The following is a 22,417-nucleotide window of genomic DNA, read 5'->3' on the forward strand; positions in this document are numbered from 1 at the left end:
CCTCTTTCTTGTTTATTTCGTTTTTGCTAATAAATAGAGAAAATAAGGAGCGCCGATAAAAGCCACAACGACACCCGCTGGTATGGCATTTGGGGCAAAGATGGAACGTCCAATTGTATCGGCACTGACCAAAATCAACAAGCCAATCAGTGCACTAACTGGTAAAAAATATTGATGGAGTGAGCCGACAAGCCGCCTTGCCAAATGCGGAGCGACAAGTCCAATAAAACCAATACCGCCTGTCATCGAAACACTTGCACTCGCCAAACCAACAGCTAAGGTCAGCAAAAGGAGACGCTGACGCTGAACACGTACACCTACACTTGAGGCGACAGCATCTCCTAATGTCAACGCATTGAGCGTGCTTGACTGCATCAGCGTAAGCGGCACAAGGCAGACAATCCAAGGCAGAAGCGCTAACACATGAATCCAGTCTCTTCCCCAGACATTGCCGACAAGCCATCTTGAAGCAAATGTGTATGTATCTTCATCTAGCTTCAATGACAAAAATAACGTCAAAGCACTGAATCCCGCGGCAACTGCAATTCCTACTAGGATCAGCCGGATGGGAACGAGCCCTTCCTGCCGGTCATACGCCAGAAGCACGATGACCGCTGCCGCAAGAAGCCCTCCGCCAAATGTAAAGAGCGGAATAAGAAGAGAGGGATTGCCTTCTAGTGCGTGGAAATACGTCACATACACGATTAAGCCAAATGCGGCGCCTGCATTCAGTCCAATAATCCCTGGATCGGCCAGCGGGTTACGAGATAAACTTTGCAAAATGCCTCCCGCAATACCAAGACCAATTCCCGCTAGCATCGTTACCACGATTCGAGGCAGACGATAGTCAAACAGCACCGTTTCACTTTGAAAATCTCCAAAGCCGAATAACGTTTTGACGACTACAAGAGGATTTAGTTTCAGCGTACCGGTATTTAAGCTATACAGCACAACGGCCACACTTAAACAAAGCAAAACGACTGTCACAACAAGAGCCCGCTGTTTCTCTCTCATGACAGGTTCCTCCCTTCTTTTCTGGCAATATACAAGAAGAAAGGAACACCGACAAGTGCCACCATCACGCCAATGGCAAGCTCTCGCGGCGGATTAACGGTGCGGCTGGCAAGGTCAGCAAAGACAAGCAGTACCGCGCCTAATATCGCTGACATCGGAATGACGAAACGATAGTTTACACCAACCAGCTTTCGTGCGATATGCGGGATGACAAGACCGACAAACCCAATGGAGCCGACTGCTGACACAGAAACCCCTGCTAATAATACAGCAGCTACCATTCCTAGTATTCGCACTTGTCGCGTTTTCACCCCTAAATTTGCCGCTACATCTTCACCAAGCGACAGTAGCGACAGTGACCGTCCTAATAGCATCGCCCATACGATCACTACGAGAATGACCGGGGCAAGAATTGTCAGCTGCGGCCATTTCACACCTGCCACTCCGCCTGCATACCAAAACGCAAGGTCCTGACTTAAGTCAAAATAAATCGCGATTCCAGAGCTAAGTGCATGAAGCAATGCAGCCACAACGGCTCCTGCTACTGTTAAGCGCATTGGTGTCAAAACGCCACCAGCCGCACCAATCGCAAAGATCAGCAGCGTACTGAGCACTGCACCAAAAAAGGAAAACAACATAAGTGCCGAATAAGGGATGCCTGGGAAAAAAGCAAAACAAAGAGCGACCACGAACATCGCACCGCCATTGATGCCTAAAATCCCCGCATCGGCCAGCGGGTTTCTTGTAATCCCCTGCATGAGCGCACCCGCTACGGCAAATGCCGCTCCAACAAGAGCTGCTCCTAAAACACGAGGAAGTCTTAATTCATGGATGATCTGCTGCTCTGTGACATCTGACTGATAGTCAAATACAGCTGTCCAAACCGTTTGCAGAGACAATGTTTTGGCACCATATGACACAGCCAAAAACATGGCAGCTGCCAAACTAAGGACGGCGAGAAAAAATATCAAAAGGAACAGAATATATGATGATCGTTTTTGTTGAGGTGTTCGCTTATCCTGCAAAATCGGTGTCATCCTTTTCTTCATTAAAAGTCTGTTTGAAAATGAGAATCATAATCATCAAAATTATATCTGCCTGCCTCTCAAAAATCAATGTACACCTTATTTTTTAATTAATGAAGGTATGCAGATGACAGTCTTTGCTCGTTTGAAATGACCTATCATTTTTTCTCATAGTTTAATAGGAAAATAGTTGACATTCCGCCTGAATATCCTCTAAAATGACAAAAGTAAGTCAAATGTTATAAAAATATTACAAACAGATGTCAAACTGATAAAGAATGACCCGTCTTGAGAGGAGATTTGAACGTTGTGTCATTAAAGGGAAAATGGAGTATCGGCCTATTTGCACTTGCGATCGTCATTGGAGTCGTTGCTTTCTTTCAGAATCAACAAGCAAGTGGTACCGAGAAGAAAAATGTAAAGCAGGATACGAACTATAAAAACGTCGAAATCGTCACTCTCGTAAATGACGGGAAATTTATGAGATATGCAGTCAACTATCCTCTTTTTCATCAAAAAGAGCTAGATGACAAGATTCAAAGCTATGCCAATTCAGCTTTAGAGCATTTCAAAAAGACGTTTAGTGAAGCCAAGGACGTCGATGAAAACAAACGCTTTGAACTGAATATTGATTATGACATGGTGCATTATGCGAAGCAGTCGGCTGCTATTCGCTTTACGACTTATACCTATACAGGTCAACAAAATGGGACCACCAATCATCTCACGATCAACTATGATTTTCAGAAAAAAACCTTTCTTGACACAAAAGATTTATTTCTACCTAAAACCAACTTTTTGAAGAAATTATCCTACATTACATATTCGGAGCTTTTAAAGGACAAAACCTTATCTAAGGATCAGACGCTCCTTCAGAAGGGAACAGCCCCTACTGCTCAAAACTTCAGTCAATTTGCCTTGAAAGAGAAATATGTAGAATTTTATTTCCCAGCATCTCAAGTAGCCAACGAGGATCTTGGTCCCCAAACACTTGCGGTTAAAAAGACGCTGCTGAAGGATATAATGAAGCCAGAATATATGAATAAAACCAAAAATCAAAATGAAATGAAAGAACCAAATCCGAAAAGAAAAGCCGTCAAGCTGCCGCAAAAATCAAAGCTTGATCCAAATAAAAAAGCCATCGCCCTCACATTTGATGATGGTCCGAATCCAGCGACCACCTCAAAGATTTTAGAAGCACTGAAGGAAAATAAAGGACATGCGACCTTTTTCGTATTAGGCAGCAGGGTGCAGTATTATCCTAATATGCTTGCTGATATTCTAAAAGGCGGGAATGAAATCGGAAACCATTCTTACAGTCATCCTTTATTAACAAGACTGCCTTTAAAGGAGGCTGTAAAACAAGTGAAGGACACTCAGAAGCTGATTGAGAAAGCGAGCGGGTATACACCTACGCACTTTAGACCGCCATATGGTGGAACAAATCAAGACATCAATCAAGCGGTTGGGATGAAGGTCTCTTTATGGGATGTTGATCCTGAGGATTGGAAAATTCGCAACAGCCAGCAGATCACAAACCACGTTCTTTCACATGCAGCAGATGGCAAAACGGTGTTAATGCACGATATTTATGACAGCTCAGCTCAAGCAGCAGTGAAGATCATTCATGAACTCACCAAACAAGGCTATCAGCTCGTCACCGTCAGTGAGCTTGATCAATTAAAAAAAGAACGACATGAACAAGCCCCTGTGCAATAAACACAGGGGTTTTCTTTATGACTCCAAAGATTTCTTTTGTTTCAATAATGCTTGAAATGTCTCCTCCAGCTCCTGAGACGGCTCAATACTTAACCGGCTGAGCACTTCAGACAGCTGTAAATCAATTAACAGAAGCTCCTCTTCTCTTTGGGTCACAGCTGGTTTGTCGCCTTTTTGTTTATACGCTTCATATGTTCCACAAAAAGCTTCAATACGCTTTTCATGAACATGGAAAATGCGAGTCGCCACATTCTCAATCAGTCTGCGATCATGGGAAACGAACACAACCGTACCCGGGTAATCCTTCAATAGACCTTCAAGCGCTTCAACTGCCGCCAGATCTAGAAAGTTCGTCGGTTCATCCAGCATGAGAACATTGGCATCGCTGACAAGCAAGGACGCCAGCATGGTCTTCACCCTTTCTCCTCCGCTTAACACCCCGACAGGTTTATACACGTCACCCCCTCGAAACCCAAGTCTCGCTAAAACCGTTCGTACCACTGTCTCATCTTGAACTGCCTCTTTCAGCGCATTTTGTAAAATCGATTCATCTACCTTTAATCCTGAAAGATCTTGACGAAAATAGCCGAGCTTGACAGCTTCTGAGCGAGAAACTCCGGGATGTCCATTTACCAGCATTCGGAGAAATGTCGTTTTCCCGCTCCCATTCTTGCCAATGATGGCGACCTTGTCCCCGCCTCTCACTTCCACATTCGCCTGTTTCCAAAGCAATTGATCGCCCGCCTTGCCATCTACATTTTTCACTCGCAAAATGGTACGGCTCGCTACTTCCTTCATTGTATGCTGCGTCATTTGAATGGGCTGAATGTCTTTTACTTTCTCAACCTTTTCTAATTTCTCCATCCTTGTTTCAATCGATTTGGCTGTTTTTTGCAGCTTTTTTTGCTTATTTGCATAGTAGGGCTTTGCAATTTTTGGCCCTGAGGATTTCAGCTTTTGGGATGGCTTTGTAGCTTTGTCGGCTTTTTTCTTTTTCTTTTCTAGCGCATGCTCTAACTGTTTTTTCTTTTGGGTATAAGCTTCGTACGCTTCCACCTGCTGACGATGCGCCAGCTCTTTTTGATGTGCAAATTGCGTGTAGTTGCCTTTGTATTGATTGAGCTGTCCATGATCCAGCTCCCAAATCTCCGTACATACCGCATCTAAAAAAGCACGATCATGTGAAACGACAATGAGGGCTCCTTGATAATTGTTCAGCTTCTCTTCCAGCCACTCAATGTGCTCTGTATCTAAATGAGTCGTTGGTTCATCTGCTAATAAAAGGGCAGAAGGACGGTTTAACGCGCTTTCAATATACGTCTGAGTCATCTCACCACCACTCTGTATGCCATCCGCTTGTTTTAGCTGAGGAAGCAGTGTGCAGGTCGTTGTGGCGGCAAACGTGCCACTGTCTGGTGTCTCTTGCCCCGCGAGCACATGCAATAACGTCGTTTTCCCGCTTCCATTTGCCCCGACAAGTCCAATGCGGTCACTTTGATGGATGGCAAGTTCCTCAATATCAAATAACAATCGATCTTTTCGAAACACCTTTAACTGATTGGCTTTTACTAACATCCAACCCTCTCCTTTCGTATCAGGAGACATGAAAAAGCCTCCCATTCTCAGAATAGGAGGCAAAATGGTGTACAAAAATAAGCGGATCAATTCCAGATGACGTGCCGTTCCTATCTGAACACACACATCCCCCGTATCAATCTTCTCATTCTTTGATTCCCAAGCTGTACCATCCTATTCCGAAGCTAAAAAATGAAAACGCAGCAAACATGGCAAACCAATCGTTTGCTCACTGCCTTCGTTTTTTCATTTTGCTTACAGGTCATAGGATTAGTACTTCATTGCATTGGGTCACCCTTCCGTCGTTTGTTACGTTTACAATAAAAGATTGGTTATTTTTTGTCAAGCTGAAATGGTACAGGTGAGTCCATTCATTTCAGCGTAATAGAAAACCTTTGAAGTCTTGGAAGGACTGGTACCGAAGCAGAGCGAATTCCACTTTCACGCACGTCAGACACCAAATACGAGGGTTTGCCTACACGCTGACAGACTCATGATTGAGTCTGTTTCGTCTGCATCCATTGATCAATCGTCCGCAATGCTTTATCTGTTCCACCTGCTGTTTGGAAGCTTTCTTCAATTTTTTCGATTCCAGCACGGTATGTGTTACTTCCCAGAACAGATTCCACGGTTTCTCTTAGCTGCTTTGCTGTCAGTTGGTCTTTATCAAGTGCACGGGCAGCAGATAGCTCGGTCAGTCTTTGTGCGACCATCGGCTGATCTTTGTCGACCGGAATGACAACCATCGGAACGTGATAATGAATGCCTTCATTGACACTGTTCATTCCGCCATGCGTCACAAACACATCTGTCAGATCAAGCACTTCAAGCTGCGGCACATAAGGCTCGATCAGAAAATGAGAAGGTGCTTCTTTCAAGAGAGACCGATCCACTTTTTCACCTGTTGCGAGCACCACTTTTCCATCAAAGTCGGCAAAGGCATCTATACACATATTAAAAAATGCCTCTGTATCCCCAAGAACGGTGCCCATCGAAATAAAGACGACTTTATCTTGCTCAAGTGCTTCCAGCGGGAAATCATGCTGATCTGCCCTTTTTAGAAAGCTCGGTCCAATGAAAACAAATGAATCGTTCACTGCATCGACAGACGGCTGAAAATACTCACTTGTATACACGATATTCAGTTCTCCGCGATTTTTCATGAATTGCATCAAACGCGTTGGCTGAACGCCAAAACGCTCTTGTATGCTTTCTAACAGATGATCGGCTTTCTCATCTTTTCTGTATAGCGGTGTATCAAAATGCGCCTCTTGCAGCACAAAGGATGGGTTTGAACCGATCCCTGGAATTTGTAAATAATCTCGAACAAGCTCCCCTGCCCCAAACATATCAAAATAGACAAAATCAAATGAATGCTGCTGAGAAAGTATTTCCACCACCTCTAAAATATCAAATGATGTTTGCAGCATGGCATGAAAGAATGGCTGCATGGAATCGAGATTTCCTTCATCCACGTGTAATGTCCGAATATAGTCTGGATGTTTATGTACGTGAGCGCCTAAGCGTTTGATTCGTTCCTCATAATGTACAGTTGTGACCGCATGCACTTCATCTCCACGATCCGCCCAAGCTTTGATGATCCCTAACATAGGATTCACATGCCCTTCAGCGGGAAATGTAATCAATAAAATCTTTGCCACAAGAAATCCCTCCTCATTGTCAATTCTCTTCCATGTTAATCATATACAGCCAGCGGGCTCAACAAATACGCCTGTAAAGGGAAGAAATGAGTCTTATGGCTAGTAATTTTAAGAAGATATCAAAAAAAGACAAAGCCCCCTGTTCAGTGGTTTGTCTTTTTTCTATTATTTTTTGAGCAGCATTTGTTTAAACGCAGCAGACTGTTTTTCAATTGAGATCGGATCAGCATAGATAAATTCATTGATTGAAGTTGAAGAACATTATTCAAACATTAAAATTTTGGGGTCTTTATTGTAACAGTGAACAAGCATAGCATGTAATTGTCCCCTATGATGATAAACATGTGCTAATATCTCTAACAACCATTCATACCTTGTATATGTCACACCCCAATATGAAGTGGTACGAGACAGTAGTTCTGTGTCCGATAATTTCATATAATTATTTTTTAATGAATGAAAATTAGTCATTAAGCCATTTTCTATCGACTTTAAAGTTTTATATGATACATTAGCATAAAAATTTTCCATCTCTTCTTGGGTAGCCTCATTAGCAATACGCCAGTCAGCTTCACAAATGATCGCAATGTGTTCCAGCAACTCTCCGATAGACTGCTTATGAGGTGTTGGTCTTTTTTGTAAATCATCTTCTTCTAATTGACTTACTATTTTTATTAATGTTTTAACAGCTACTTCAATTTGATGTAAAACACTTTCACAATTCATGAGTGCCTCCTTATTAAAGGATTCTGCCCTTTTAGTTGAACAAGCTTTGAGAATATTGTTGATTCAATGATTTTATACTCCAATTATAGATTAACTTTACTTAATTGCTATCATAAAGAAAATTTGTCTTTTTAACAATTTCAATCTGTGCTTTTTGATACAAAATGAACTACTTCACTTAAACGATGATAAATAGTGAAGCTCCTCTCAATTTACTCACACAATAACACTCATAAAAAACAAAAAACCCTTTATTTCAAAGGGTTTTCAGGTTCTTTCACAAATGATCAATCGGATACTATAGACGCGCTCGGAGGGATTCGAACCCCCGGCAGACGTGGTACCGGAAACCACCGCTCTATCCGACTGAGCTACGAGCGCACGATATGTTTTTGAACGTCAGCATATCAAATTATAAGGGAAATGCTGCAAGAAAGCAATAATATTCTGATGACTTCAAAGAAGCCTGCACCGAAAAGATGCAGACATATCAATTTATGCACTTTTAACAGACGCAATAATTTTTCGTTCTATGTTTTCATTTACTTCATCCACTGTTTTGACAAGACAAATGATCCCATCAATAAATGGCCAAATGAAAAATGTCAACCATCCTAGTAGAAGCATGGTCACTGCATAACCTTTTTTTTCATCAAGATAAAAACGATGAATAGCAATAGCTCCAAGGAACCACCACAAAATAAATACAACTAATTTCGACTTTTTTTTGGCTTGAAGTTCGGTTGATACAACAATACGCTGTTGATCAGTCAAACTACTTTTCTCCAAAAGATTATCCACTATTCTTCCTTCTTTCCGACTATATATAATAATAACATAGGTAATATTACCTCATAACAGAAAGTTTTACCATATTTTTTTAAAACTTTTCCATGGTTTAAGAAAAATAAATTTTGGGAAAAATAACATGTGGCTGTCGAATTTTTTGATTGCGTTTTGTTTGACCTTTATTGACCAAAAATGTATCATTGAATTACATACTTACCTAAAAGGTGAAGGAGGAACATTATGAATTTAATACCTACAGTCATTGAACAAACAAATCGTGGGGAAAGAGCTTACGACATTTATTCTCGTCTTTTAAAAGACCGTATTATCATGCTTGGTTCTGCGATCGATGACAATGTTGCCAACTCCATCGTGTCCCAGCTGCTTTTCTTAGAAGCTGAAGATCCAGAAAAAGATATTTCTATCTACATTAACAGCCCTGGCGGTTCAATCACAGCTGGTATGGCCATTTACGATACGATGCAATTTATTAAACCAAAGGTATCAACCATTTGTATTGGTATGGCTGCATCTATGGGTGCGTTCCTGCTTGCTGCTGGTGAAAAAGGTAAGCGTTATGCTCTTCCAAACAGTGAAGTCATGATTCACCAACCACTAGGTGGTGCCCAAGGTCAAGCAACAGAAATTGAAATTGCGGCAAAACGAATCCTTTCTTTACGCGATAAACTGAACCAAGTACTTGCTGAACGCACTGGTCAGCCAATCGAAGTGATTGAGCGCGATACAGATCGTGACAACTTCAAAACAGCGGAAGAAGCACTTCAATACGGACTCATTGACAAAGTCTTGACCCGTAATGCAGAAGAACAAAAATAATATGACAAAACAAACCGTCTGCTCCTCGAACAGACGGTTTTTTGTGGTTGAAATACGCTTTAAGACAGCTCCGTCCATTTCTGCTGAAGAGATGGTGTTTGATAAGAAGCCATCTGCGTGATTAATTCCTCCGGTTCGCTGGAGGCATGTAACAATTGGAGGTGTGATTCATTCGAGAAACCTTCCTGTACACTAAACTTCACCATGTCAATGAGCGGATTGAAATAGTCATTCACTTGATACAAGCCGATTGGCTTTTGGTGAATGCCGATTTGTGCCCAGCATAGCACCTCAAATAATTCTTCATATGTACCAAAGCCGCCTGGCATCGCAATAAATCCATCAGCCAGCTCACTCATTTTCGCTTTTCGTTCATGCATTCCTGTTACCTCGATTAATTCTGTCAGCTCTTGATGTACAACTTCTCCTCTAAAAAGCCCCTTAGGCATAACTCCAATGACTTGCCCGCCATGTCTTAAGACCTCATCTGCAATGGCACCCATCAATCCAATTCGTGAACCGCCGTATACAAGACGGATGTCATGCTCTGCCATATAAGTCCCCAGCTCTACAGCCTTTTCTTTGTACACGTCCTTCACGCCTGGATTCGAACCAGCAAACACACAAATCGTTTTCATCAAAACAGCTCCATCTCTCTCTATGATTTCTTCACCCACTCATTCTACTATAATTGTTTTTAAAAAAACAGCCGCTTCATCTATATATAGTGTAAAATCAAAAGGTGCACACCATATAAGGAGCTGTATAAAGAGAATGCAAACAAATGAGATGGAGAAATGGATCAAGGATTTTTACAAAAAGAGAAATTGGACAGAATACGGACCGTTTATCCGGTTAGGGTTCCTGATGGAAGAAACAGGAGAACTCGCTCGCGCTGTTAGAGCCATCGAGATCGGACGTGACCGGCCTGACGAGCAAAAACAAAAATCATCTGAGTTGAAGAAAGAACTCGTTGAAGAAATGGGAGATGTGTTAGCGAATCTACTTATTTTAGCCGATCTCTATGATGTCACAGTAGAAGAGATTTTCTCCTCTCATCAACAGAAACTCACAAAGCGTTTTTCAGAACTGAAAAGCACGTGACCACATCGTCACGTGCTTTTTTCCACCTTTATAGCTGCTGTGGTGAGATATCATCTGTTCGTTCAAAAAAATACTGTTTTCCAATATGATGGAAAAGACCTGTTCGACGCAAAAGCTCTTTCGGCTGTGATTGAAGTCCGACAATCATCAGCTTACCATTATGATGCTTTAACCGATTGGAGATATTCATCAGCACCGCTTCTGCTGATGTGTCCATATAATTGACTTTATTCATGAGCAGAATGAGGGTTTTCGGCTTTGTCTGAACATGGTCAAGAATCGAATTTTCGAGTGAATCTGTTGTCCCGAAAAACAGCGGCCCTTCAATGGCGTACATACTGATGCCTTGCTGGTCTGTCTGTTTTTCTAAAGCAGCTGCTGTTTCCATCTGGGGAACCGCAACGTTTGGATGAATGCTGGTCGTCTGGCTCATTTTTTTGATGAAAGCGATAAAGGCTAAAATGAGACCTGCGGTGACGCCAATAATCAAATCACCGATGACCGTCAGCAGGAAGGTCACAACAAGTACAAGGGAATCCGCATTTTTCACTTTTACAATATTGATAAACTCTTTTTTCTCACTCATATTCCAAGCCACAAACATTAAAATCGGTGCCATCGCAGCAAGTGGAATCATCGACGCATATGGCGCAAAGAGCATTAAGATGAGCAGCACGACGACGCCATGCACAACACCTGAAATCGGGCTTGCTCCGCCATTTTTGATGTTTGTTGCCGTACGGGCAATCGCCCCAGTCGCCGGTATTCCTCCGAACAGCGGTGCCGCCATATTGGCGATCCCTTGTCCGACAAGCTCCTTGTTGCTATCATGCTTAGAGCCTTTCATATTATCAGCAACCATTGCGGACAAGATCGATTCTACTCCGCCTAAAAGCGCAATGACAATCGCTGGAGGGAGGAGGTAGATCATTTTTTCAATCGTTAATTCAGGAAAAGCAAAGCTTGGCAGCTGACGAGGAATTTCCCCATATGCCGAGCCGATCGTTTCAACTTGTCCTTGGAAAAAGAGAACAGCTAGAAACGTTGAAGCCAATAGACCTAATAGAGCACCAGGTATTTTGGGAATGTATTTTTGTGCCACCAATATCACAATAAGCCCAATAACAGCTGTGATGATGGCAAGACTGTTTGCGGTACCGAGATGGACCACAATTTCTCTCATATTGAGGAAAAAGCTTTCATGCTTTTCAACACCCTTTAATCCGAGGAAATTGGCAATCTGTCCTGAAAAAATAATGACAGCAATGCCAGCAGTAAAGCCGATGATAACCGGACGAGGAATAAATTTCATGAGCTTCCCTAGTTTGAATATCCCGAATAATACAAGCATACACCCTGCCATAAAACCGGCAATGAGTAAGTTTTCGATACCGTATTGGCTGACGATACCAAATAAAATCGGAACAAACGCCCCAGTCGGCCCGCCGATCTGATACTTTGAACCACCAAACAATGAAATCAAAATGCCGGCAACGATGACTGTGTATAATCCATATTCTGGTCCGACACCAGATGCAATGGCAAAAGCCATGCCTAAAGGAATTGCCACAACGCCCACGACAAGCCCAGCGATTAAATCACGTCTAAATTTTGATGAATCATATCCTTCAAATCTTCCATAAAAACGCATGGTATGTGTTGGCCTCCTTCAAGTATGTGTAGATGATTTAGGTATACTGCGCATCAATCTGATTATCTTTCACAACGACATCCAGCTTTCCCGTTGCTGGATGAATGACAAGTCCATGAACAGCCACATCACTTGGCATCAATGGATGCTCTTTAACCAATTTCACACTTTGGGACACACTCTCTTCAACCGAATCAAAGCCTGTCAGCCATCCCTTTAAATCAACTCCTGAGTTTTTCACAATGCTCAAACATTTCTCTTCAATGCCACGCGCTTTCGCCTTTTCAAGTAAAGGATCTGCCGCAAGACCTGCCATTCCGCATTCATGATGTCCTACAATGCATACCTCTTCTGCCTTTAGCTCATAGATTGCTAGCAGAATACTCCGCATCACACTGCCAAAAGGATGTGTTACGATGGCGCCCGCATTTTTAATGATCTTCGCATCACCGTTACGTAGCCCCATGGATTGCGGCAATAATTCCAAAAGACGTGTATCCATACAAGTTAATATGACGAGTTTCTTTTCAGGAAATTTCCCCGCTTTGTAAGGCTCATAATGTCTCTCTTGTACGAACTTTGAATTGTGCTGAAGAATCTGTTCTAATTTTGATCCCATCCTGCCATCTCCCATCTTTTTATAAGTCACGTAAGCTCCTGCCTGTCCTCCTTTTCTTTCGTGTGTTCTCAAGCATAAAGATGAAAAATGATAGAAAAAAAAGAAAAAAATGAGAAAACGATGAGAAGAAATGTGATCATTTTCTCTCATTTACGCTTCATCGCAAGGGGGACGCGGTCTTCCTTTCAATCTATCGTTCTCTACTCGCCAAAAGACGATGAAATGGTTTAGTAGAAAACGACCTTCCCGTTTAATATGTTTCAAATATAATCATTTTTCTATCAAAAAATCTCGATCTATTTTCCAGTTTGTCAGATAATCTCTCAGAAAAACCGGCTTTTTCATATATCACAACTCCCATTAGCTGATTTTCATCTAAGTAAAAAATGAATCAGATGGCATATGAATACCCTTTTTCACTAAGAAAATGTCTCTCTTTTCCGTTATTTTAGTATATTAAATATTGAGCAGATAACCTTCAAACGTGTTCAGCCGAAATGGTTGCTTTATAATAAAAGGAGCAAGATGATCATGTGAAAGGAGCGAGTTGACAATGAAACCACACATTTTTGTCGCCAAACCATTACCTGCTTCATTTGAGGAAATACTAAAGGAACATTGTACATACGAGGTTTGGCAATCCAAGGACCCCATTCCAAAAGATATTTTGTTTCAAAAATTGCAGCATGCTGATGGTCTTTTAACGTCTGGAACGAAAATCGATCAAGAGCTATTAGATCACGCACCAAAACTCAAAGTAGTGAGCAACAACTCTGTCGGCTATGACAATTTCGATATAGAATTGATGAGGCAAAGAGGCGTAATTGGTACACACACGCCTCATACACTCGACCACACTGTGGCTGACCTTGCATTTTCACTCATTCTTTCCTCTGCGCGAAGAATTGCCGAGCTTGATCGTTTTATCCGTGAGGGGAAATGGACGAAATTTGTACAGGAAGAGGATATCTTTGGCATCGATGTCCATCATCAAACGCTTGGCATTATTGGCATGGGACGAATCGGAGAGCAAGTCGCCAAACGAGCTGCACATGGTTTTGATATGAATGTTCTGTATCATAACCGCAGCCGGAATGAAAAGGCTGAATCAGCATATGGCGCTTTATATTGCACACTTGATGACCTGCTAAAGCAAGCTGATATCATTGTGTTGATTACACCGCTGACCGATGAAACGTATCATATGATTGGCGAACGAGAATTGAAGTTAATGAAGCAAACGGCTTTATTTGTAAACATCTCCCGCGGGAAAACAGTGGACGAAAAAAGCCTCATTCAAGCGCTTCAAGAGGGATGGATCAAAGGCGCAGGTCTTGATGTGTTTGAACAGGAACCGCTTCAGGAGAATCATCCTTTCAAAGAAATGAACAATGTCACCCTTGTTCCCCACATCGGTTCCGCTACTGAAACAACACGGGATCTTATGCTGAAACGAGCCATTCATAATGTGATTCATGGAATTGATGGCAAAGCCCCTGTAGATATTGTGAAGGAGCTTGCTTCATCTTAATCGGAAAAGACGCAGGATTCAGAGCTGCGTCTTTTTATTTATTTCAATAGAAGGATATCAGGAGAAAAGCCTCATTTTAGCAAAGATCCTGTTTCTTTACATTTCCTTCATATTCGGGTGCTATAATATGAGGTAGACAAGCATCAAGAGGACAGCTTCCGATTTCCTTAATAGGAGGATGAAGATGAAAAAAATCAGTTCGGTTTTTACTATGTTTGCTCTGATCGCTGCTATTCTGTTTTCTGGTTTTATTCCGCAGCAAGCCTATGCCGAAACACCACTTACACCGACCGCCACAAATAAAACAGCTTCTATTCAACTGACATCAGATGTTCATACCCTTGCCGTCATTAATACGTTTGATGGTGTAGCCGATTATTTGATTCGCTACAAACGACTGCCTGATAACTACATCACAAAATCACAAGCAAGTGCTCTTGGATGGGTGGCATCGAAGGGAAATCTAGCAGAGGTTGCCCCAGGCAAAAGCATCGGTGGAGATGTTTTCTCTAACCGGGAGGGACGTCTCCCTTCAGCAAGCGGCCGCACATGGCGTGAAGCAGATATCAACTACGTCTCAGGCTTCCGCAATGCTGATCGCCTCGTGTATTCAAGTGACTGGCTCATTTACAAAACAACAGACCATTACGCTACATTCACACGTATTCGATAATCAATCAAAAAACAGCCCCATTTGACGCAGGGCTGTTTTTTTGATGCTACTTATGGCAGCAGGGTTTTCACGTATTCCTCAAAAGGCAGAGGCAGCGGTTTTTTCGACACTTCTTCATGTTCATGTATGGTGACATGATCCTCGGTGACGATTACACGTCCTGTTGGTGTGAGCTTTGAAGCAAGCGGTCTTTTGTTAAAAGGAGAGGCTTCATTTTCATAAATCTGCTTTCTCATTTGGACCAATGTAGGCTCACTCACCTCTTCCAATGTAAATGCATAGCCTGTCTCAGCGCCTTCTCCTCTATCTAATTGGACAAGATGCGCACCTTTTTCGGTTTTCTCTTCTTTGACTCGAAACCGAATAGACGCTCCTTCCACCCATTCTTCAGTAAAGGGTACAGGCTGGAGAGGTAAATTCACACCAAAACCCGCATCAATAAGGAAGCGTTCGTTGTGATGATTCAACGTCATGGCTACGTGCGTGCCATCGATTGCCCATGTGCCCGCTTCCTTGTTATACACGGTCCCTTGAACGAGCTGTACAGCGAGTCCTGCCTCTTTTAACACATAATATAAAAGAGGATTGAGATCGTAACAAAGACCTCCTCTGCCTCCTTCAAGAAGATGCTGCTTCAATCCTTCTTGATTCAAGGCATAGGATTGTTTGTTCAGCACAGATCTATTTTCAAATGGAAAGGTGTAGGCCATCTTTTTTAATAATGCAGGCAGGTCATCAAAGGTGATAGACTGTCCTTCGTATCCGATCTTCTGTAAAAATGCTGATTGCATCATGTTCATTCCCTTCTAAAAAAACTGAGTCTGTGAAGAGACTCAGTTTTCTTGATTGATAAAATCAGTTAACGCATCAATGGCTTCTTGTTCATCCGCACCATCTGCTATCAGTTTGACAGTGATCCCAGAGCTGATCGCAAGGCTCATGAGACCCATAATGCTCTTCGCATTGACTCTTTTTCCGTCCTTCTCTAGAAAAATTTCAGCCCCAAAGCGATTCGCTTCCTGTACGAACAAAGCAGCGGGACGTGCCTGCAAGCCTGTTTTCAACTGGATGGTGACCGTTTTTTCCACCATATGATCTGCCTCCCTTTTTCATTCTCCTATTTAAGTGTAACAGCTTGTCCGTTTCGTAATTGTTCTGCAATTTGATCTAGCTTTCTTAAGCGGTGATTAATGCCTGATTTGCTGATCTTGCCGCTTTCCACCATTTCTCCCAATTCCTTTAGCGTGACCTCTTGATAGTCGACTCGCAGCTTTGCAATTTCTCGCAGCTTATCTGGCAGGGCATCAAGTCCAATTTTTTCATCAATGAATTGAATGTTCTCGACCTGGCGCAGTGATGCACCAATCGTTTTATTCAAGTTTGCTGTTTCACAATTGACGAGCCGGTTCACGGAATTCCGCATATCACGGACGATCCGAACGTCTTCGAAGCGAAGAAGTGAATTATGCGCACCTACAACACTTAAGAATTCAGTAATTTTTTCGGCTTCTTTCATATATGTGATGTAGCCTTTTTTACGCTCAAGTGTTTTACTGTTGAGATGAAATTGGTTCATGAGCTCACAAAGGGCATCATTGTGTTCTTTATATAGGGAAAAAATCTCAAGGTGATAGGAAGACGTTTCTGGATTATTCACAGAACCGCCTGCTAAAAAAGCACCTCTCATATAGGAGCGCTTACAACATCTTTTCTTTACAAGCTCTTCTGAAATATTACGCTCAAATACAAATTGCTCACCTAATATTTTCAAATCCTCTAAAATGGTTTTCGCTCGTTCTACTAGTCTGACAATATACACATTATTCTTTTTTAATCTCATTTTCTTACGAACGAGCAGCTCGACTGTGACATCATATTTCTTTTTTAGCAGCGTATAAATCCGTCTTGCGATAGCTGCGTTCTCTGTTTGTATATCTAGAATTAATTTTCGATTAGAGAAAGATAATGAACCGTTCATACGGATGAGGGCAGAAAGCTCTGCTTTTGTGCAGCAGTCCTTCACGTCCAGATTAGTCAGCTCTTTTTTTGTTTCGGATGCAAATGACATCCTTGCCACCCCCATTCCTATTTTTTCTTATGCAGCAGGTCGACAAGCAGCGCGGCTACTTTCAGCGTGTCGTGACGAATCACATGCTGGTCGTATGTAATGATTTCCCCAGGGATGACTTCCAGTCCCATTGCCTTGAGTACATCTGTGTCGAACTGTACAGGCTGTGCCTGTTCTTCTGCATATTTTGCTTTGATCTCTTCTGGAATTTCTTTATTGTTTACAAAAATGGTATCAATAAATGGACGAACCATATGATCGTTTAATGCCTGCACATGATCAGCTGCACTGTAGGAAAGCGTTTCCCCTGGCTGCGTCATGACATTGCAAATATACACTTTTTTCGCCTTAGAACGAATCACTTCTTCGCCAATATGCGGTACAAGCAAGTTTGGCAAGATACTTGTATACAAGCTGCCAGGTCCAATGACGATCAAATCGGCTTCACGAATGACTTGAATCGATTCTGGGAGCGGCTCAATCGTATCAGGTGTGAGGAACACTCGTTTAATTCGCTCACCGTATGTTGGGATTTTTGATTCTCCTGTTACCACTTGCCCATTTTCTAATTCAGCATGTAGAACAACACTTGAATTCGCTGCTGGCAAAACTTTTCCTCTCACATTTAAGACCTTGCTCATTTCTGTGACGGCATGAAAAAAATCACCGGTTATATTTGTCATGGCCGCAAGAATGAGGTTGCCAAGAGAGTGGCCTGTTAAGTCATTCCCTTTGTTAAAACGGTGCTGAAATAAGTCTTCTACAAGCGGTTCAACATCAGAGAGAGCTGCAAGGACATTTCGAATATCGCCTGGAGGCGGAATATTCAAATCATGCCGCAGTCTGCCTGAGCTGCCTCCGTCATCAGCAACCGTTACAATAGCGGTAATGTCCACTGGCTTTGTTTTTAGCCCTCTGAGCAAAACAGATAAGCCAGTGCCCCCGCCAAGAATGACCACCTTTGGAAGTGTCTTCATCTATTTTCTGCTTCTCTTTTCAATGTCCCGGTGAGTGACATGAGTGTAGTAGTCATTTTTAAAATACTCCGATAAGTAGTTCGCTAGCGTCACTGATCGGTGCTGTCCGCCTGTACAGCCAATAGCGATCACAAGCTGGCTTTTTCCTTCTCGTTTATAGGACGGAAGCATAAAGCTGAGAAGGTCAATTAATTTCTCTGTGAATTTTTGTGTCTCGCTCCATTTCATTACATAGGAGCGCACTTCTTCATCGTTTCCAGTCTGTGGACGCATGCTCTCAATATAGTAAGGATTCGGCAGAAATCTCACATCAAATACAAGATCAGCATCAATCGGCAGACCGTATTTAAAACCGAAAGACATCACATTCACTGTAAACACCTGCCCTTGGGTCGTGGCAAAGTGCGCGACAATTTTTTCTCGAAGCTGTTTTGGTTTTAAATCCGATGTATCAAAAATCATTTGAGCCCGACCTTTTAACTCTTCTAACAGATCGCGTTCCATTGCGATTCCTTCGAGCGGCAAACCTGTAGTCGCAAGAGGATGCGAACGTCTCGTTTCTTTGTATCTTGAGACAAGCACCTTATCGTTTGCATCTAGAAATAATATTCTTGGTGTGATCCAGCCAAGATCACTCATTTCATCTAAGGCTGCAATCAAGCTGTCAAAGAATTCTCGTCCGCGCAAATCCATCACAAGGGCAACCTTACTCATCTTCGAATTCGATTCCTTCATGAGTTCTAGGAACTTTGGTAAAAGTGATGGCGGCAAGTTATCTACACAGAAGTAACCTAAATCTTCAAAGCTTTGAATGGCAACGGTTTTCCCCGCACCTGACATTCCTGTAATAATCACAAGCTGAATATCTTCTTGTTTGTGCGTATTCATGCCTGCTTCCTCTCCTTCTTTATAAAAACGGTTCATGTATTAGTCTCCTTGAGGATCTAACCGATAAGCAATCAATTCAAAATCAGGTGTATACGTAAAAGTACCGTGAAGAAGTCCTTTTCCCTTTAGCATGAAATCAAGAATATGGGAATCCCCTGGTGCCATCGGTAAATGCGGCACATCCTTTACTTCATGCCACTTTAAAATGCCTTCCTCTGACTCTGTCACGTTTTTTCCAGTAAATGAATCTGCCATAAAGGTGAACATCATCCACTCTTGAACGATTTGATCGCCTTCTTTTATGATAAAGGTAAAAACACCTTTTAACTGTGGATTTAAAATATAAATTCCTGTTTCTTCTCTATACTCTCGAACGACTGAATCCTTGACCGATTCTCCGCTTTCCATTTTTCCGCCCGGCGCTACCCACCAGCCTCGTCTTGGCTTTTGCAGCAAGAGAACTTGATCTTCGTGATGCAGCACACAATTGGTTACTCGTTGCATCAGCTGTCACCTACTCTTTTATGTCTTTAACTTATTATACAGGTTCATCCTGACGTCCACAATGAACATGCCCCTTCTTCACCGAAAACAGACCGAATTTCGTCTGAAAGAAGTGGCGAGCATTTTCTCTACTCTTTATTTTACAGCAATCAATGGTTCTCCATGCGTCATTTGTGAACATCTCATGAATTTCTGATTTTAAGCAAAAAAAAGGACACGGATTCTCATCCGTGCCAAACATGTATTCCTTATAAAAGGGGGTCAATTACTAGTTTTATCATAACGGAAAATTGTTTCACCCGTGTTACATTCCAGTTAAAAGCCCATGACGCTATATTAAGGATTTACGACAGCCTTTTATTTCGTTGCTTTAAGTTTTTCAGCAAGCTCTTCTACATAATGCTGTGCGCTTTGTGCGGCAATACTTCCGTCACCTGTTGCTGTCACAATTTGACGGAGTGTTTTTTCACGAATGTCACCAGCGGCGAAAATGCCTTCCACTCTCGTTTCCATTCTTTCGTTTGTTTCGATGTAGCCTTCTTTATTTGTAATGCCGAGATTTTCAAATGGTTTAGACAGTGGCAGCATTCCGATATAGATAAAGGCGCCATCTGTTTTAAAGTCTTCTTCTTCACCAGTCACCGTATCAATCAAAGTCACACTGCCGACTTTACCGTTTTCTTCATTAATTTGTTTAACGGTTTTGTTCCACATGAAGTCGATTTTTTCATTATCAAAAGCACGTGCTTGTAAAATGCTTTGGGCACGAAGCTTGTCGCGTCTATGAACGATCGTTACTTTTGACGCAAAGCGTGTCAGGTACACACCCTCTTCTACCGCAGAGTCTCCTCCACCAATGACGACGAGCTCTTTGTTTTTAAAGAAAGCACCGTCACATACTGCACAGTAAGAGACGCCTCGACCGCCAAGTTCTTTTTCACCTGGTGCACCGATTTTTTTGTATTCCGCACCTGCTGCAATAATGACAGAGCGTCCTTTGTATTCTTTTGAACCGGCTTTGACGATTTTGTACTCTTCACCGTCTACGATTTCTTTGATATCGCCATATGCATACTCAGCACCGAATTTCTTCGCATGGTCAAACATTTTATTTGAAAGTTCTGGCCCTAAAATGCTTTCAAAGCCAGGATAGTTCTCGACATCTTCCGTATTAGCCATTTGACCGCCTGGAATCCCTCTTTCAATCATCAATGTTGAAAGATTTCCACGAGATGTATAAACAGCGGCTGTCATTCCGGCAGGTCCCGCTCCAATGATGATCGTATCGTAGATTTTTTCTTCTGACACAACTGTCACTCCCTCTTCAATTGCTGCTAGCATTTCTTATTAGAATGCCCTTGGGTGATGCTTCCATTCATGACAGAAAGCATCCATTCCACTCTTATTTTTATTCCTTACCCATATCCTATTAAATCTGCGGATAATAAGCGAATCATTTGCTCATATGTTCAAAAAAAGAAAAAGCTTCCTTAAACTGCTGTTTAAGGAAGCCTGTTTACGGTTATATAGTAAGTAATGATTTATTCAACGACTCTTCTTACAACGCCATTGAATGCTTTTTTCCAGTAAACATTGCTCATAGAGTCAACTGAAACACCGCGAGAGCTGTTATCGTTCAAGAATGTACCGTTTCCTAAGTAAATACCAACGTGTCCATTTACTTTATACGTATCAAAGAACACAAGGTCTCCGCGTTTCATGTCAGATGCACTTACAGCTCTTCCTTTACCTACAAGCGTATCTGTTGTTGTACCGCCAACTGGTCCAAGGTTGATGCCTGCTGATGCAAATGCCCAGCGAACGAATGAAGAACAGTCAAAACGACGTGCGTCAATATCAGCTTGTGATCTGCCACCAGCCCATTTATATGGAGATTGTCCAACAATGGAAGAACCTGTGCTGATTGCACCTTCGATTCCGCCTACGTTACTGCTGACAGGTGATCCACCGCCAGTAGATGGCTTCTTGCTTGGTGAACTGCTGTTGTTATTATCGTTGTTGTTTGAAGATCCACTGTTACTGTTATTTGAAGACGAGCTGCTGTCGTTCGTTGAGCTGTTGTCTTCTGCTTGAACACTAGCTTGACGCTGCTGTTGTCTTTGTACTTTTTCTTCTTTTGCTTTTTGAGCTGCTTCTCTTGCTTCTTTTTCAGCTTGTTTTTGAGCAGTGATTGTTGCGTCTTTTTCAGATGCAATGCTGTTAGCCTCACTGTTTAACTCGCTAATTTGAGAAGAAGCACTTCCTTTTTGCTCTTTCACTTGCTTGAATAGCTTGTCTTTTTCATCAAGCTGTTTATTCAAGTCTGTTTGAAGTGTTTCAAGCTTTGTAAGTGTCTTTTGAACATCTTCAAGCTTTGTGTTTAATTCGTTTTCAGACTTTTGGAGCTCAGCTTTGTCTTTTTCTTGCTCTTTAATGATTTCGCTGTCTGCGTTGATGAGTGTAGATACTGCACCTGCACGGCTGATGAAATCGCTAAAGCTTTTCGCTCCTAGTAATACATCTATGTATTTCGTAGAACCGCCGCTTTCTTGAAGCGCACGTACACGCTTTTTCAAGAATTTGTTTCGATCTTCAATACGTTTTTCAGTATCAGCAATGTCTTTTTTCAGTGCATTGATTTCTTTTTTCGTTTGTTCATTTTCTTTTTGTTTTTCTTCGATTTGATCACTTGTTTTTAAAGCTTTCTCGTCAATTTCTTTTAGCTTTAGTGCAAGTGCCTCTTGTTTTGCTTCAAGCTTTGAAAGCTCATCTTTTTTCTTTTGAAGGTTTTTGTTGACCTCAGATTGCTTGCTGTCCAGCTCTTGTTTCTTTTGTTCAAAGTTCTGTGCGTTTGCTTCATGAGTAAATGGGATAAATAAACTGCTCGCTCCGATGACCGAAGCTAAACCGAAAGTAATAAACTTTTTCACGAATAGTTCCTCCTTTGACAATTTCCAAGCGACATGAGAAAGCAGCAAATTCTCTGCGACCAATCTGTGCTATCTATGTCTTTCTTCCTGATTGATCAGTCAGATGTTGACCAGATTGTTTCTATC

Annotated in this window: 22 protein-coding genes and 1 tRNA gene; 5 read left to right on the plus strand and 18 right to left on the minus strand. The window is 42.0% G+C overall.

What is annotated here, in order from left to right; translation table 11 throughout:
- Window positions 1–12 precede the first annotated feature (12 nt).
- On the minus strand, window positions 13–1,014 hold the full coding sequence (locus CKW02_RS16920) for a FecCD family ABC transporter permease (protein WP_003213657.1): 1,002 nt from the start codon (window positions 1,012–1,014) through the stop codon (window positions 13–15).
- On the minus strand, window positions 1,011–2,039 hold the full coding sequence (locus CKW02_RS16925; protein ID WP_197699514.1) for a FecCD family ABC transporter permease: 1,029 nt from the start codon (window positions 2,037–2,039) through the stop codon (window positions 1,011–1,013). Before CKW02_RS16925 ends, CKW02_RS16920 begins: the two co-directional genes overlap by 4 nt.
- Window positions 2,040–2,348: 309 nt before the next feature.
- Between CKW02_RS16925 and CKW02_RS16930 the strand changes: the two genes are divergently transcribed.
- Window positions 2,349–3,758, plus strand: a complete 1,410-nt coding sequence (locus CKW02_RS16930) for a polysaccharide deacetylase family protein (protein ID WP_003213091.1) — start codon at window positions 2,349–2,351, stop codon at window positions 3,756–3,758.
- Between the two features lie 15 nt (window positions 3,759–3,773).
- Here CKW02_RS16930 and abc-f read toward each other — a convergent pair whose 3' ends face one another.
- The 5 genes from abc-f to CKW02_RS16955 form a co-directional block, all read right to left on the minus strand.
- Window positions 3,774–5,333 (minus strand): ribosomal protection-like ABC-F family protein, encoded by a 1,560-nt coding sequence (abc-f, locus tag CKW02_RS16935; RefSeq protein WP_003212762.1) that lies wholly within the window; start codon window positions 5,331–5,333, stop codon window positions 3,774–3,776.
- A gap of 491 nt (window positions 5,334–5,824) precedes the next feature.
- A complete protein-coding gene (locus tag CKW02_RS16940; protein ID WP_003213609.1) occupies window positions 5,825–6,994 on the minus strand; it encodes a macrolide family glycosyltransferase in 1,170 nt (389 codons plus the stop codon).
- A gap of 261 nt (window positions 6,995–7,255) precedes the next feature.
- On the minus strand, window positions 7,256–7,720 hold the full coding sequence (locus CKW02_RS16945; protein WP_003212622.1) for a DinB family protein: 465 nt from the start codon (window positions 7,718–7,720) through the stop codon (window positions 7,256–7,258).
- A gap of 305 nt (window positions 7,721–8,025) precedes the next feature.
- A tRNA-Arg gene (locus CKW02_RS16950) sits at window positions 8,026–8,101 on the minus strand.
- Between the two features lie 114 nt (window positions 8,102–8,215).
- Window positions 8,216–8,521 (minus strand): TM2 domain-containing protein, encoded by a 306-nt coding sequence (locus CKW02_RS16955; protein WP_034620141.1) that lies wholly within the window; start codon window positions 8,519–8,521, stop codon window positions 8,216–8,218.
- Between the two features lie 228 nt (window positions 8,522–8,749).
- On the opposite strand from CKW02_RS16955, the gene clpP reads away from it, so the two are divergent.
- Complete coding sequence (gene clpP / locus CKW02_RS16960) at window positions 8,750–9,346, plus strand: ATP-dependent Clp endopeptidase proteolytic subunit ClpP (RefSeq protein ID WP_003212962.1); 597 nt, start codon at window positions 8,750–8,752, stop codon at window positions 9,344–9,346.
- Window positions 9,347–9,405: 59 nt separating this feature from the next.
- Here clpP and CKW02_RS16965 read toward each other — a convergent pair whose 3' ends face one another.
- Window positions 9,406–9,984, minus strand: a complete 579-nt coding sequence (locus CKW02_RS16965; protein ID WP_034620142.1) for an LOG family protein — start codon at window positions 9,982–9,984, stop codon at window positions 9,406–9,408.
- Window positions 9,985–10,120: 136 nt separating this feature from the next.
- Between CKW02_RS16965 and CKW02_RS16970 the strand changes: the two genes are divergently transcribed.
- Window positions 10,121–10,450 (plus strand): MazG nucleotide pyrophosphohydrolase domain-containing protein, encoded by a 330-nt coding sequence (locus CKW02_RS16970; protein WP_003213115.1) that lies wholly within the window; start codon window positions 10,121–10,123, stop codon window positions 10,448–10,450.
- A gap of 28 nt (window positions 10,451–10,478) precedes the next feature.
- Here the strand turns inward: CKW02_RS16970 and CKW02_RS16975 are convergent, their stop codons facing one another.
- Both CKW02_RS16975 and CKW02_RS16980 read right to left on the minus strand, forming a co-directional pair.
- The gene (locus tag CKW02_RS16975; protein ID WP_003213243.1) at window positions 10,479–12,101 is read right to left on the minus strand and encodes a SulP family inorganic anion transporter; all 1,623 of its coding nucleotides are present in this window, start codon (window positions 12,099–12,101) and stop codon (window positions 10,479–10,481) included.
- Window positions 12,102–12,138: 37 nt separating this feature from the next.
- Window positions 12,139–12,720, minus strand: a complete 582-nt coding sequence (locus CKW02_RS16980; protein ID WP_003213318.1) for a beta-class carbonic anhydrase — start codon at window positions 12,718–12,720, stop codon at window positions 12,139–12,141.
- A gap of 553 nt (window positions 12,721–13,273) precedes the next feature.
- On the opposite strand from CKW02_RS16980, the gene CKW02_RS16985 reads away from it, so the two are divergent.
- Together CKW02_RS16985 and CKW02_RS16990 are read left to right on the plus strand one after the other, a co-directional pair.
- Window positions 13,274–14,251 carry a 2-hydroxyacid dehydrogenase gene (locus CKW02_RS16985; RefSeq protein WP_003213741.1) on the plus strand — a complete coding sequence of 326 codons (978 nt, stop codon included), beginning with the start codon at window positions 13,274–13,276 and terminating at the stop codon, window positions 14,249–14,251.
- Window positions 14,252–14,435: 184 nt separating this feature from the next.
- Entirely contained in the window at window positions 14,436–14,924 is a 489-nt protein-coding gene (locus CKW02_RS16990; protein ID WP_003212642.1) for a ribonuclease, read from the plus strand.
- Between the two features lie 50 nt (window positions 14,925–14,974).
- Here the strand turns inward: CKW02_RS16990 and CKW02_RS16995 are convergent, their stop codons facing one another.
- From CKW02_RS16995 to CKW02_RS17030, 8 genes are all read right to left on the minus strand, one after another.
- Window positions 14,975–15,718, minus strand: coding sequence for an arylamine N-acetyltransferase family protein (locus CKW02_RS16995; protein WP_003213548.1), 744 nt, complete (start codon window positions 15,716–15,718; stop codon window positions 14,975–14,977).
- A gap of 39 nt (window positions 15,719–15,757) precedes the next feature.
- Window positions 15,758–16,015 carry an HPr family phosphocarrier protein gene (locus CKW02_RS17000; RefSeq protein ID WP_003212821.1) on the minus strand — a complete coding sequence of 86 codons (258 nt, stop codon included), beginning with the start codon at window positions 16,013–16,015 and terminating at the stop codon, window positions 15,758–15,760.
- A 26-nt stretch (window positions 16,016–16,041) separates the two neighbouring features.
- Window positions 16,042–16,992 (minus strand): DNA-binding protein WhiA, encoded by a 951-nt coding sequence (gene whiA / locus CKW02_RS17005; RefSeq protein ID WP_003213321.1) that lies wholly within the window; start codon window positions 16,990–16,992, stop codon window positions 16,042–16,044.
- Between the two features lie 17 nt (window positions 16,993–17,009).
- Complete coding sequence (locus tag CKW02_RS17010) at window positions 17,010–17,969, minus strand: gluconeogenesis factor YvcK family protein (RefSeq protein WP_003213226.1); 960 nt, start codon at window positions 17,967–17,969, stop codon at window positions 17,010–17,012.
- Window positions 17,970–18,857, minus strand: a complete 888-nt coding sequence (rapZ, locus tag CKW02_RS17015; RefSeq protein WP_034620188.1) for an RNase adapter RapZ — start codon at window positions 18,855–18,857, stop codon at window positions 17,970–17,972. It abuts the gene before it with no gap.
- 39 nt (window positions 18,858–18,896) lie between these two features.
- Window positions 18,897–19,361 (minus strand): 8-oxo-dGTP diphosphatase, encoded by a 465-nt coding sequence (locus CKW02_RS17020; protein ID WP_003213484.1) that lies wholly within the window; start codon window positions 19,359–19,361, stop codon window positions 18,897–18,899.
- Window positions 19,362–19,718: 357 nt separating this feature from the next.
- Window positions 19,719–20,669: a thioredoxin-disulfide reductase gene (gene trxB / locus CKW02_RS17025; protein ID WP_034620189.1), complete on the minus strand. Its 951-nt coding sequence runs from the start codon at window positions 20,667–20,669 to the stop codon at window positions 19,719–19,721.
- A 233-nt stretch (window positions 20,670–20,902) separates the two neighbouring features.
- Window positions 20,903–22,291: a C40 family peptidase gene (locus CKW02_RS17030; RefSeq protein WP_003213684.1), complete on the minus strand. Its 1,389-nt coding sequence runs from the start codon at window positions 22,289–22,291 to the stop codon at window positions 20,903–20,905.
- Window positions 22,292–22,417: the final 126 nt, after the last annotated feature.

This window comes from Bacillus pumilus (genome assembly GCF_900186955.1).
Classification (GTDB): domain Bacteria; phylum Bacillota; class Bacilli; order Bacillales; family Bacillaceae; genus Bacillus; species Bacillus pumilus.